Genomic DNA, 13,146 nt, shown 5'->3' with positions numbered 1-13,146 from the left:
GATCACGGGCGCGTAGAGTTTTGTTCCCGCGGCCGACCCCTCGCGACAGGAACCCCCGTGTGACGATCGCCCTTGTCGGCTTCTCGCTGCGCTTCGCCGGCGGCATCCGCGTGGCACTGGGCGCCGGGGCAACTGTCGAGACAGCCTGATACATCAGGAGTGAGCCTTCCCAGGGCAGGCCGGGGCGCTGTTCCACCCGGCGGCGGGAGAGCGTCACCTGCTCTCCTGCTCCTGATACGAGTAGCGCTGCCGCTTCCAGGGGTCGCCGAGGTTGTGATACCCGCGCTCTTCCCAGAAACCGCGTCGATCGGCTGTCATGTACTCGATGCCACGCAGCCACTTGACGCTTTTCCAGCCGTAGAGGTGCGGCACAACGAGCCGTATGGGAAGCCGTGCTCGGCGGTGAGGACTTCTCCATTGCGGTGGGTGGCCAGAAGGGTCCCCGCAGTGCTGCGGTCGGAGAGACGGAGGTTGGCGCTGGACCCGGACTCCGCCCAGGCCATGACGTGTGCAACGCCGGGTGCCGGAGGAGCTGCTTCCAGCAGTGCTGAATGCCGAACCATTCGTGGTCTGTCGAGGTTGTTTCTGTTCCGCAATGCAGGTCGGCGACGACGGTGGTGGGGGGAGGGCGGTGAGCTCCTCGAGGGTCCACGCAGCAGTGTCCCCGGCAGCCGTGGTGCCGAAGACCTTCAGGTCCCAGCGGTCGGGCCGGAAGCGGGGGACAGGGCCATAGTGCGAGACGGGCCAGCCTTTGACCAGGCGCTGCCCCGGAGGTAGACCGTCGGGCGGGCGCAGTCGGCTATCTCCGGCCGCGTCGCGGTCGCTTGACACTCGGCTCCATCCCCTCCATGTCGGTCGACGGGTGCGACCACGGTGAGGGAGCCGCCTCGGCGCGTTCTGTCATCATCCGCCTCTGGTGACTTCGGCCAGCAGGCGGACCGCGGAGTTCCGCGACATATCAGCCGCCTCTGGAGCGTCCGAGGAACCGTACGGTGGTGCCAAAGAAAGGTTCTTCAAGCGACCCGAACGATCCCTGTGCAGGTTGGCGTCTCTGCAGCTCGGGTACGTGTTTGGGTGCCAACTAAGAATCTTGGTCACATATGAGCGAAGCCGACCACCTGAGCAAGGCCGACCCGGGGCTCTTCGGACCCGATTCCGTCACCTGGCAGATGCACGGCGACCCGATGATGTGGGTCGCCGGGGTACGCGCGCTGTACCTCCAGGCGCTGCACCCCCGCGCCGTACGCGGAGTCATGCAGAATTCCGACTTCCGCAAAGACGCCTGGGGCCGGCTGATGCGTACGGCCAACTTCGTCGGCACCATCACCTACGGCACCGCCGCGGCCGCCGAGCAGGCGGGCGCCCGGGTCCGCCGCATCCACACCCGCATCAAGGCCACCGATCCCGCGACGGGCGAGCGTTACGGCGTCGACGAGCCGGAGCTGCTGTTGTGGGTGCACTGCGCCGAGGTCGGCTCCTACCTCGACGTCGCCCGCCGCTCCGGCCTCCCGGTCAGCGACGCCCAGGCCGACCGTTACCTTGCCGAACAACGTGAAGGCGCACGGCTGGTCGGCCTCGACCCGGCCGACGTGCCCGCCTCCACCGCACAGCTCGCGCGGTACTTCGACACGGTCCGCCCCGAGCTCGCCGCCGGACCCGAGGCGCACGACGTGGACGACTTTCTCCGGCGGCCACCCATCAACCCCCTGCTCGTCCCGGCGCGTGAACTGCTGTGGCGGCGTGTGGCGGCACTCGCGTACAACGCACTGCCCCCTTACGCCCACGAGCTCTACGGCAGACCCGCCCCCGCCCCCGAGCGCGTCACGCATCAGCTCATCGCCACAGGCAACGTGCTGCGCTGCATTCCCTCCCGTCTCCGCTGGCAACTTCCGCCAGGTCACATCTTGAAAGCGATGGCGCGACTCGGCCCCGGCGCGCGCCCCGCCCCGTACAAACTCCGCAGACAGGAGGCCATACTGGACGGGCCGGGGAGGGCGCAGCGAACCGACGGGGGCGATAGCACGCGATGGCGGAATCCAGGCTGATCCAAGGCCGGTACCGGCTGCTCGATGTCATCGGGCGCGGTGGCATGGGCGAGGTGTGGCGGGCCCGCGACGAATCGCTCGGGCGGCGCGTCGCGGTCAAGTGCCTCAAGCCGATGGGACCCCAGCACGACCAGTCCTTCACCCGGGTACTGCGGGAGCGCTTCCGCCGCGAGGCGCGGGTGGCCGCAGCGCTCCAGCACCGCGGGGTGACCGTCGTCCATGACTTCGGCGAGTACGAGGGTGTGCTGTACCTGGTCATGGAGCTGCTGGAAGGCAGTAACCTCAGCCAGCTGCTCGAGGAGAACAAACAGCATCCGCTGCCGGTGCCCGACGTCGTCGACATAGCCGGGCAGGTCGCCGACGCCCTCGCCTACACCCATGAACAGGGCATCGTCCACCGCGACCTGAAGCCCGCCAACATCATGCGGCTCACCGACGGCACGGTGAAGATCTGCGACTTCGGCATCGCCCGCCTCGGCGCTGACATCGGCTTCACCTCCCGGCTCACCGGCACCGGCATCGCCATGGGTACCCCGCACTACATGTCGCCCGAGCAGATCAGCGGCGACCATGTCGACCACCGCAGCGACCTCTACTCGCTGGGCTGTGTGCTCTACGAGATCGCCACCGGCGTCCCGCCCTTCGACCACGACGACGCCTGGGCGGTGCTCGTCGGCCACCGCGACACCCCACCGGAACCGCTGCGCACCCACCGCGCCGAGATACCCGAGTTCTTCCAGCGGATCGTCCTCGACCTGCTCGCCAAGACACCCGAGGAACGGCCCACCGACGCCAAGGACCTCCGCCGCCGCATCGTCGCCTCCCCGCAGCACCCGGGCCCGCACCAGGGGCACGCGCATCCGGAAGGTCCCGCGCAGCGCCCCGAGCAGCCGCCTGCCCGCGAGCCGCGGCTCCCGTCCTGGACCCGCGGCATGACCACCGGCCACAAGGCGTCCGGCACCGTGCTCGCGCGGTCCGAGCTGCCCGACCACACCGCCGGCCTGACCGGCGAGTGGACCACCTACACCGATCCGCGCGGCGGCCCCGCGCTGCCGGCCCGGTCCGGACCCGAGCGGCCCACCCCGCCGCCCGAGGTGCTCGCCGTCCTCGCGAGCCGGCACAACGCGGGCCTCAGCCTCGGCCGGCTGGGCCGCTGGGAGGAGGCGGGCGAGGTGCACCGGTCGGTCGCCGCCGAGCGCGAGCACGCGCTGGGCCCCGACCACCCGGACACCCTCGCCAGCCGGTACGAGGTCGGCTTCACGCTCAGTAGGACCGGCCGGGCAGCGGACGCCCTGCGGGAGTTCGGCCGGGTCGTGGACGGACGCGAGCGGACCATGGGCGCCGACCATCCCGAGACCCTCGCCGCCCGCCAGGAGATGGCGTACGTCCTCGGCCAGCTCGGACGGCACTTCGAGGCCCATCAGGTCTACGCTGCGGTCCTCGAATCCCGCGAGCGCACCATCGGCCACGAGCATCCCGACACACTGCGCTGCCGGCACAACCTCGCCTTCAACCTCAGCAGGCTGGGACGGCTGGAGGACTCGTACCGGATGGCGTACGACGTCGCCGCCGCACGCGGCCGCGTACTCGGCGCGGCTCACCCCGACACTTTGGTGACGAGATACGAGGTCGCCTATGCGCTCGGCCAGTTGGGCCGCTGGGCGGAGGCCCTGCAGACCTACCGCGAGGTGGCCGTCGCGCGTGCCCAGGCGCTGGGGGCCGCCCACCCCGACACTCTCGCCGCCCGCTACGAGGTCGGCATCAGCCTCGGGCGGCTCGGCCGCAGCGCGGAGGCTCTGGAGCTCTACCGCGAGCTCGTCGACGACCGTACCCGCGTCCACGGTCCCGCCGATCCAGAGACCCTGCGCGCCCGCCACGGTCTGGGCGTCAACCTCGGCCGGCTCGCCCGCTGGGAAGAGGCCCTCGTCGAGTCGCGCGACGTGTGCGCGCTACGGGAGCGGATCCTCGGCCCCGACCACCCCGACACCCTTATCAGCCGCCGCGAAGTCGCCGTGGGGCTCGGCTGGCTGGGACGCTGGGCGGACGCGCTGGCCGTGTACGGACAGGTGGCGGAGTCCCGGGAGCGGGTGCTGGGAATGGATCATCCCGACGCGCTGGCCAGCCGCAACGACGAGGCCCACTGCCTGGAGCAGCTCGGCCGCCACGCCGAGGCCGTCGACCTGTACCGGCGGGTGGCGGCCCTGCGGCAGCAGCGCGGTGCGCAGGGCCGCTGACCGCTGCGGGGTCGTCAGCGGTTAGGGTCCGGCCATGCCCGCACACACCTCGTACGACGCAGTGATCGTCGGCGGCGGCCACAACGGCCTGGTCGCCGCCGCCTACCTCGCCCGTGCCGGACGCTCCGTCCTCGTCCTGGAGCGCCGCGGAAACACCGGGGGAGCGGCCGTCTCCACCCGGCCCTTCGCCGGGGTCGACGCCCGGCTCTCCCGATACTCCTACCTGGTCTCGCTGCTGCCGGACAAGATCGTGCGCGAGCTGGGCCTGAACTTCGCCGTACGCAAACGCACCGTCTCCTCGTACACGCCGAGGGGCGGCGGCGGCCTGCTCGTGGGCGGGGACCGTACGCGGGAGTCGTTCGCCGCGCTCACGGGAGGCGACAGCGAGTACGCGTCCTGGCAGGAGTTCTACGGGATGAACGGCAGGGTCGCCGAGCGGGTCTTCCCGACCCTCACCGAGCCGCTGCCCAGCCGCGAGGCGCTGCGAGCGCGCATCGACGACGAGACGGCCTGGCGGACGCTGTTCGAGGAGCCCATCGGCGTCGCGATCGAGCAGCGGTTCGCCAACGATCTCGTCCGGGGTGTGGTGCTGACCGATGCCCTGATCGGCACCTTCGCCGACGCCCATGACCCCTCGTTGCTCCAGAATCGCTGCTTCCTCTACCACGTGATCGGCGGCGGGACGGGGGACTGGGATGTGCCGGTGGGCGGTATGGGCGCGCTGACCGACGCGCTGGCGGGCGCGGCCACGGCGGCGGGCGCGGAGATCGCGACCTTGCACGAGGTGTCCCGTATCGAGACCGACGGCGAACGGGCCGAGATCACCTTCCGCTCGCAGGACGCCGAGGGCACCGTCGCGGCCCGGCAGGTCCTGGTGAACGCCTCGCCGCAGGAGCTGGCCTCGCTGCTCGGTGACGAGCCGCCCGCCGCCGCCGAGGGGGCCCAGCTCAAGGTCAATATGCTGCTGCGCCGGCTGCCGCGGCTGCGCGACCGCTCCGTCGACCCGCGCGACGCGTTCTCCGGAACCTTCCATGTCTCCGAGGGATACGGCCAGTTGGCGACCGCGTACAGGGAGGCGGCGAACGGCCGGCTGCCGGGAGCCCCGCCGTCGGAGATCTACTGCCACTCACTGACGGATCCGTCGATCCTCGGTCCTGAGCTGGTGGCCCAGGGCTACCAGACCCTGACTCTCTTCGGTCTGCACACGCCGGCCCGGCTCTTCGCCGCGGACAACGACGGGACACGGGAGCGGCTGCTGGCGGCCACCCTTGCCGAGCTCGACGCCCATCTGGAGGAGCCGATCGCCGACTGCCTCGCGCTCGACGAGAACGGCGAGCCCTGTATCGAGGCGAAGACCCCGCTCGACCTCGAACAGGAACTGCGGCTGCCCGGCGGCCATATCTTCCACCGCGACCTCGCCTTCCCGTACGCCACCGAGTCCACCGGACGCTGGGGCGTCGAGACGGCACACGCCAATGTGCTGCTGTGCGGGGCGGGCGCCGTCCGCGGCGGCGGGGTCAGCGGTGTGCCCGGACACAACGCCGCCATGGCGGCGCTGGGCCGGTGACACAGCGCTGAGAGGTCGTCAGTCCCCGGACGCCGTCCAGCCGTTCGCCTCGATGAGGGCGGCGTCCGCGGGTCTGCCTTCGTCGAAGACCGGACGTCCGCGGTCCTCGACGCGGATCGAGTCCACATAGGCGCCGCGGCCGACGTAGAGCTGGTCGGTCGTGTACCGCCAGCGCAGCCGCACCCTGGAACCACGCCACGCCGACAGGTCCGCGCTAAGCCGGTGCCAGAGGCGACCGGACCAGCCGGTCACCGAGCCTGTCGGGTGCGGCTGCGGCTCGGCCCCGTTGCGCACGGTCGTGAACGGCACCGGCCGCCAGGTCGCCCCCTCGTCCCCCGACGCCTCCAGGAACAGGGCGTCCGAACCCGGCTCGGTGTCCCACCACAGCCAACACCGGAGGCACGCCCGCTCCGAGGCGAGGGTGAGCGCTGGCAGCGTCAGCGTGGCGGCGGTGGAGCCCGCCATGCCGGAGAACCAGGCGGTGTGGCCGCGCTCCGGCCGGACGGCGACCGCGCGGGCCATGTTGTTGGCGGCGGCGACCCGCGGGGCACTGCCCGAGCGCCAGCCGCGCACCGGGTGTACGGAGTTGCCCAGCACGATCAGGAACGAGTCGGTGCTCGGGTCGAGGACCAGACTGGTGCCCGTGAAGCCGGTGTGGCCGGCGGTGCGGGGCGTGGCCATCGCTCCCATGTACCAGTGCTGGTAGAGCTCGAAGCCGAGGCCGTGCTCGTCGCCGGGGAAGGCGGTGTTGAAGTCGGTGAACATCAGTTCCACGGACGATGCGCGCAGAATGCGGGAGCGTCCGTAGACACCGCCGTTGAGGAAGGTGCGGGCGAGGATCGCGAGGTCCCAGGCGCACGAGAAGACGCCGGCATGGCCCGCGACGCCGCCGAAGCTGTACGCGTTCTCGTCGTGCACCTCGCCCCAGACCAGACCGCGGTCGAGCCCCGACCAGGGCCGCCGGGCGTCCTCGGTGGCGGCGATTCTCGGCTTCCAGGAGGCGGGCGGATTGTATCGGGTGCGCCGCATGCCGAGCGGAGCGGTGATCTCGTTCTGGAGCAGTACATCCAGTGTCCGACCGGTGATCTTCTCGAGGATCAGCTGCAGCGAGATCAGATTGAGGTCGGAGTAGAGGTACTTGGTGCCGGGCGGACTGGCCGGGGCCTCGTTCCACAGCAGCCGGAGCTTGCCTTCCCGGGTCGGCTCCTTGTACAGCGGAATCCAGGCGCGGAATCCGGAGGTGTGCGTCAGCAGCTGGCGCACGGTGATGTCCTGCTTGCCCGCGCCCGCGAAATCCGGGAGGTACGAGGCGACCTTGGCCTCCAGCCCGAGCGTGCCCCGCTCGATCTGCTGCACGGCGAGGACGGAGGTGAACAGCTTCGAGACGGAAGCCAGATCGAAGACAGTGTCCTCGGCCATCGGGATCTGCCGCTCGGCGGGGAACTCCACGGCCGTGTCGGTCTTCTCGTCGTACGCCGAGTAGCGCACCGCTTTGCCGATCGGCTCGTGCAGCGCCACCGTGCCGCCGCGCCCCGCGAGCAGTACGGCACCCGCGTACCAGGGGTACTTGGGGGAGGGACCGAGGAACTTCCTCGCGTCGGTGACGAGTTGGTCCAGCCGGCCGGGGAGCAGTCCGGCGCGCTCGGCGGAAGCGCGTCGCAGTGTCGGCCGCGCGGAACCGTGACCGTGACCCGAGCGGAAGCCGGGGCTCGACCCGCCTCCGGGGCCCGACGCCCCCGCCGCCTCCGCGAAAGGAATGGGCGCCAATGCGAGCGCCCCGCCCAGCGCCAGAACCCCGCTGCCCAGCCTCCGCCGGCTGATCCCTCCGCCCGCTGCGTCCTCTGTCATACGGAACCCTCTCCTGAAAGTATCTTTCGGGATCTCGATCGGCAGTGAAACTTTCTTGCGAGGCTCTGGTGCTGTCAACCACCTCAAAGAATCTGACACAGCATCAGAAAATCTCTTCCCTCGTCCGCCGGGCTGCGGCATCCTGCCGCCCATGGAGACGGAGCTGAGCAAGAGACTGGGGATCGAGCACGCCATCTTCGGCTTCACGCCGTTCCCCGCGGTGGCCGCCGCCATCACCAGGGCGGGCGGCTTCGGCGTGCTCGGCGCGGTCCGCTACACCGCGGCCGACGATCTCAAACGCGACCTCGACTGGCTGCACGAGCACACCGACGGCAAGCCTTACGGCCTCGATGTCGTCATGCCCGCCAAAAAGGTCGAGGGCGTGAGCGAGGCCGACGTCGAGGCGATGATCCCCGAAGTGCACCGGCAGTTCGTCAGAGACACCCTCGCCAAGCACGGCGTCCCCGAACTCCCCGAGGGCGAGGCCTCGGGCTGGCGCATCACCGGCTGGATGGAGCAGGTCGCCCGCAATCAGCTCGACGTCGCCTTCGACTATCCGATCAAGCTGCTCGCCAACGCGCTCGGCTCACCGCCCGCCGATGTCGTACAGCGCGCCCATGACCACGGCGTCCTGGTCGCGGCCCTCGCCGGGAGCGCCAGGCACGCCAGGCACCACGCCGATGCGGGGATCGACATCGTCGTCGCGCAAGGTTACGAAGCAGGCGGACACACCGGCGAGATCGCCTCCATGGTGCTCGTCCCCGAGGTCGTCGAGGCCGTGAACCCCCTTCCCGTACTGGCCGCGGGAGGCATCGGCAGCGGCGAACAGATCGCCGCCGGACTCGCACTCGGCGCGCAGGGCGCCTGGCTCGGTTCCCTCTGGCTCACCACTACGGAGGCGGACCTCCACTCCCGGGCGCTGACCGCCAAACTCCTCGCGGCGGGCTCCGGCGACACCGTCCGCTCCCGCGCACTGACCGGCAAACCCGCCCGCCAGCTGCGCACCGAGTGGACCGATGCCTGGGACGACCCGAGCGGTCCCGGCACGCTCCCCATGCCGTTGCAGGGGCTGCTCGTCGCCGATGCCGTCTCCCGTATCCAGAAGTACGAAGTGGGCCCGCTGCTCGGCACACCCGTGGGCCAGATCGTCGGCCGGATGAACTCCGAGCGAACGGTCCAGCAGGAATTCGACGAGCTCACCGGAGGCTTCGAGCGCGCCGTGGACCGTATCAACCGCATCGCCGGAAGGAGCCAGTCATGACCGAACGGCCGTGGGAGTCCCCCCGGACGGAGTCCGGAAGAGGCTTCTGGGCCCAGGCGACCGCCGACCCGGAGCGTACGGTTCTGATCGCAGCGGACGGCGAGGCATGGACCGCCGGCCGGCTGCACGCCGCCGTCAACCAGCTCGTCCACGGGCTGCGCGCGGCCGGACTGGAGCAGGGCGACGCCTTCGCCGTGGTCCTGCCCAACGGCGTGGAGCTCCTCACCGCGTATCTCGCCGCATCCGAGGCCGGTCTGTATCTGGTTCCCGTGAACCACCATCTCGTCGGACCCGAGATCGCCTGGATCGTCTCCGACTCCGGCGCCAAGGTGCTCATCGCGCACGAGCGGTTCGCGCCCGCCGCGACGGCCGCCGCCGACGAGGCGAAGCTGCCCGCGAGCCGGCGCTACGCCGTGGGCGGCACCGTCGGTGTCGATGGCTTCCGCCCGTACACCGAACTCCTCGACGGACAGCCCGGGTCCGTGCCCGATGACCGTGCGCTCGGCTGGGTCATGAACTACACCTCGGGCACCACCGGCAGGCCGCGCGGTATCCGCAGGCCACTGCCGGGAAAGCTCCCCGAGGAGACGCATCTCGGCGGCTTCCTCGGGATCTTCGGCATCAGGCCGTTCGACGACAATGTGCACCTCGTCTGTTCGCCGCTCTACCACACCGCGGTACTCCAGTTCGCGGGCGCAGCCCTGCACATCGGCCATCAGCTCATCCTGATGGACAAGTGGACGCCCGAGGAGATGCTGCGTCTCATCGACGCCCACCGGTGCACCCACACCCATATGGTCCCGACGCAGTTCCACCGGCTGCTCGCGCTGCCCGACGCGGTGAAGGAGCGCTACGACGTGAGCTCCATGCGGCACGCCATCCATGGCGCTGCCCCCTGCCCCGATCACGTCAAGCGGGCGATGATCGACTGGTGGGGCAACTGCGTCGAGGAGTACTACGCGGCCAGCGAGGGAGGCGGCGCGTTCGCCACCGCCGAGGACTGGCTGAAGAAGCCCGGCACGGTCGGCAAGGCCTGGCCCATCAGTGAACTCGCCGTCTTCGACGACGACGGCAACAGGCTCCCGCCCGGCGAACTGGGCACCGTCTACATGAAGATGAGCACCGGCGGCTTCAGCTACCACAAGGATGAGGCCAAGACGCGGAAGAACCGTATCGGCGACTTCTTCACCGTCGGCGACCTCGGCATCCTCGACGAGGAGGGCTATCTCTTTCTCCGCGACCGCAAGATCGACATGATCATCTCGGGCGGTGTCAATGTCTATCCCGCCGAGATCGAGTCCGCCCTGCTCACCCATCCCGCCGTCGCCGACGCGGCCGCCTTCGGTATCCCGCACGCCGACTGGGGCGAGGAGGTCAAGGCGGTCGTCGAGGCCGCCGACGGCCAGGAGCCCGGCGACGCACTGGCGGCCGACATCCTCGCCCACTGCGAGCGGCGACTGGCCGCCTACAAACGCCCCAGGACAGTGGACTTCATCGAGGCCATTCCGCGCGACCCGAACGGCAAGCTCTACAAACGACGCCTGCGCGCCCCGTACTGGGAGGGCCATGAACGGGCCGTGTGAGGCGGAGGGAGGACATTATCCGCGGGCCGGGCCACGGCGCTCCAGGCGGGATACATCCGGCGCTGCGCTCCGCCTTCGTGATCCTCGCCGTGAGCCCGTGAGCCCGTGACCCGGCCCGACGCATCAGTCCGTCATCTGCGCTCGCGCGCCCACACCACCCGCAGCTCCGGCGAGCGCAGGATGTCGCGCTCGCAGAACCTCGACGTCACCCACCGCTCGGCCGAGAACAGCTCGGTCTGGTCGCTGTAGTACGGGGAGGCGGGATTCGACGACTGGGAGTACGTGAGCAGGGTGCGGGCCACCGGACAGGGCCCGCGGTCCCAGCCGACCGTCTGGATATGGCTCGAACCGGTGACCACCTCGGTGTAGCCGCCGCCCGCCGGATTCCACACCGGCTCGACCTTGTTCCATACGCCGAGACCTTCCGTACCGCCCGGCACCGGGATCCGCTTCCCGTTCCGTACGACGAACTGGTGCTCACCCAGCGGCGCGTCCAGCGGAATTCCGGCCGCGCGCAGCTCGGCGACCGCCGCCGTCAGGGCCTGCGCGAAGCCGGGCGATGCGGTGTTGAGCGTGTTCGGCGTACGCACCGGATCTGCCGCCGAGAACGGCACCGTCCACAACTGCGCCGTCGGCACCCTCGCCGTGAGTCCCCGCCAGAACCGGTCGAAGAGCAGCGCGCCCCGGCTGCCCGTGTTCATGGTCCGGTCCCACACCGCCAGCACATCGCAGGCCTGCGCGAGATCGGCGCTCTTGCCGGGCAGCGCCGCGCACGCCTTCGCCGTGTCGGCCGCGGCCAGATCCCCGGCGGGCGCACGGTTCGCGAACTGCTGCTTCTGCAGGTCCCAGACGGTCAGCCGGCCCTTGTCCGCCATCGCCGCCACATCCTCGATGCCGCCGCGGGTGCGCAGCGAACGGGGCGTGCCGATGGTGCCGAAGACCCGCTCGTAGCCGGTCAGCGGATGATCGGCATTTGCCAGCCAGGCGCTGTCGTTGGAGTTCTCCGCATACGGCGCGTCCTTCAGCGTCGGCATTTTCGACGGACCGAAGATCCCCGGCTGCACGGCGTCCTTGTCCGAGCCGAGCGCGCAGTCGCCGCGCGAGCCGTCCAGTACGGCAACCCCCGACGCCGGGTAGGTCACCTTCCCGAGCGGCGTGGAGCAGCGCTGCGCCAGCTCGTCGGTGATCCGCGGCAGCACCTGCGACTGCGAGAAGAGCGTGTGTCCCTTCGAGTCGGCGGCGATCGTGTTGACCCACGGAAGACCCTGGGTGCGCCCCAGCGCCTTCACCATGTCGCCCGTGGAGCGTGCTTTGCCGAAGGCCAGCGCGGTGTCGGAGCCGCGCAGATTGGTGGCGTTGGGGTCGTTGAGCGCATACGCGGTCGTGGCGGACCACGGCAGCGGCAGCGTCGGACCGAGCGAGGTCACGACGGGTCCGTACCGCGTCCACCACTGCGTACGGCTCACGGGTGCGCCGTCCTTGACCGGGACGCTCACGGTCCGCTTGGTCATCGGCTCCGGCTTGCCGTCCACCAGATACGCGGTCGGGTCGGCCGGATTCAGCGTCAGCTGGTGCAGATTCAGGGTGACACCGGTCGCGACGGTATGGCTCCAGGCGACTTTGTCGTTGAAGCCTATGTTGACCACGGCGGTGCCGAGCAGTGAGCTGCCGGAGACATTCAGCTCACCGGGGATGGTCTGCTGCGACTGCCAGAAGCGGCGGCCGCCGTGCCACGGGTAGTGGGGATTGCCGATCAGCAGCCCCCGGCCGTTGGCCGTCGTACCGCCGCTGAACGCGACGGCGTTGGAGCCCATGTCGGCGTTCTCGGTGGCGAACAGCTCCCGTGCGGCCTCGGCCGTCCTGGCGGCGTCGGGTGCGCCGACCGGGCTTGTACCGGGCGGTTGCGCCGCGGTGATGCCGTCGATGCCGCGCCCCTGACCGCCGAGTACCGAGACGGCGAAGCCGCGCCGGGCCACGTCGAGCGTGGTCACCGGCCCCACCCAGTCGGCGTTCCTGCAGGCCGGATCGGTGATGCGGTTCTGCTTCAGCCAGGCGTTGTAGCCGGCCGCCCAGCCCCGCATCAGTTCCTTGACCTGTCGGCCGGCACCGGCCGGAGCGGGAGTGGCGAGCAGCTTCTCGACGGTGCCCGCGTTCCGTACACCGCGGAAGTAGAGGTCGCTGGAGAGGTTCTTCGTCGCGGAGGAGAGCGAGCCGTCCGGGGCCGCGTCCGGGCCGAAGTAGCGCGAACGCTCGCCTCGCACGGTGAGGAAGCCGTCGGCGAGTACGCACACCTGGTCGGCTGCCTGTGCCCAGCCGTTGCCGAAGCCGAGACTCGCGTAGTCCCCGGCGACAATGTGCGGAATACCGTGCTCGGTGTAGCGGATGACGGCGGACAGACCGCCGCCGGAAGGATGCCGGTCCAGGCGGTCACGGGAATCGGCGGCCGCGGCCTGCGGCAGCGCGGCGGCTGCGGTCACCAGGGCTGTGCAGGTGAGTGCGAGCCGTCTCAGGCGGGTGCGGAAGAGCAACGTGCCTCCCAACGGGACTGCGGTGAAAGCTGGTTGGTCCATGCAGTCAGCCGGGGCGGGCCGTGTCAACATCCCGTTCG

At 70.4% G+C, this 13,146-nt stretch carries 7 protein-coding genes and 1 pseudogene; 5 read left to right on the top strand and 3 right to left on the bottom strand.

Going from position 1 to position 13,146, the window contains the following annotated elements:
• Positions 1–213: 213 nt before the first annotated feature.
• A pseudogene (locus tag OG966_RS03465) lies at positions 214–831 on the bottom strand (molybdopterin-dependent oxidoreductase).
• Between the two features lie 269 nt (positions 832–1,100).
• On the opposite strand from OG966_RS03465, the gene OG966_RS03460 reads away from it, so the two are divergent.
• The 3 genes from OG966_RS03460 to OG966_RS03450 are packed head-to-tail and all read left to right on the top strand — an operon-like array spanning position 1,101 to position 5,846.
• Positions 1,101–2,045, top strand: coding sequence for an oxygenase MpaB family protein (locus OG966_RS03460; protein ID WP_326647852.1), 945 nt, complete (start codon positions 1,101–1,103; stop codon positions 2,043–2,045).
• On the top strand, positions 2,027–4,279 hold the full coding sequence (locus OG966_RS03455) for a serine/threonine-protein kinase (protein ID WP_326647851.1): 2,253 nt from the start codon (positions 2,027–2,029) through the stop codon (positions 4,277–4,279). Before OG966_RS03460 ends, OG966_RS03455 begins: the two co-directional genes overlap by 19 nt.
• A 34-nt stretch (positions 4,280–4,313) precedes the next feature.
• Positions 4,314–5,846 carry a phytoene desaturase family protein gene (locus OG966_RS03450; protein ID WP_326647849.1) on the top strand — a complete coding sequence of 511 codons (1,533 nt, stop codon included), beginning with the start codon at positions 4,314–4,316 and terminating at the stop codon, positions 5,844–5,846.
• 18 nt (positions 5,847–5,864) lie between these two features.
• On the opposite strand, the gene OG966_RS03445 is transcribed toward OG966_RS03450, so the two are convergent.
• The gene (locus OG966_RS03445; RefSeq protein WP_326647847.1) at positions 5,865–7,694 is read right to left on the bottom strand and encodes a serine hydrolase; all 1,830 of its coding nucleotides are present in this window, start codon (positions 7,692–7,694) and stop codon (positions 5,865–5,867) included.
• A gap of 151 nt (positions 7,695–7,845) precedes the next feature.
• Between OG966_RS03445 and OG966_RS03440 the strand changes: the two genes are divergently transcribed.
• Together OG966_RS03440 and OG966_RS03435 are read left to right on the top strand one after the other, a co-directional pair.
• The gene (locus OG966_RS03440) at positions 7,846–8,955 is read left to right on the top strand and encodes an NAD(P)H-dependent flavin oxidoreductase (RefSeq protein ID WP_326647846.1); all 1,110 of its coding nucleotides are present in this window, start codon (positions 7,846–7,848) and stop codon (positions 8,953–8,955) included.
• The gene (locus tag OG966_RS03435) at positions 8,952–10,538 is read left to right on the top strand and encodes an acyl-CoA synthetase (protein WP_326647845.1); all 1,587 of its coding nucleotides are present in this window, start codon (positions 8,952–8,954) and stop codon (positions 10,536–10,538) included. Before OG966_RS03440 ends, OG966_RS03435 begins: the two co-directional genes overlap by 4 nt.
• Positions 10,539–10,669: 131 nt before the next feature.
• On the opposite strand, the gene OG966_RS03430 is transcribed toward OG966_RS03435, so the two are convergent.
• Positions 10,670–13,108 (bottom strand): penicillin acylase family protein, encoded by a 2,439-nt coding sequence (locus OG966_RS03430; RefSeq protein ID WP_326647844.1) that lies wholly within the window; start codon positions 13,106–13,108, stop codon positions 10,670–10,672.
• Positions 13,109–13,146: the final 38 nt, after the last annotated feature.

This window comes from Streptomyces sp. NBC_01750, assembly GCF_035918095.1.
Taxonomy (GTDB): Bacteria; Actinomycetota; Actinomycetes; order Streptomycetales; family Streptomycetaceae; genus Streptomyces.
This window is presented reverse-complemented; position numbering and strand designations above follow the sequence as displayed.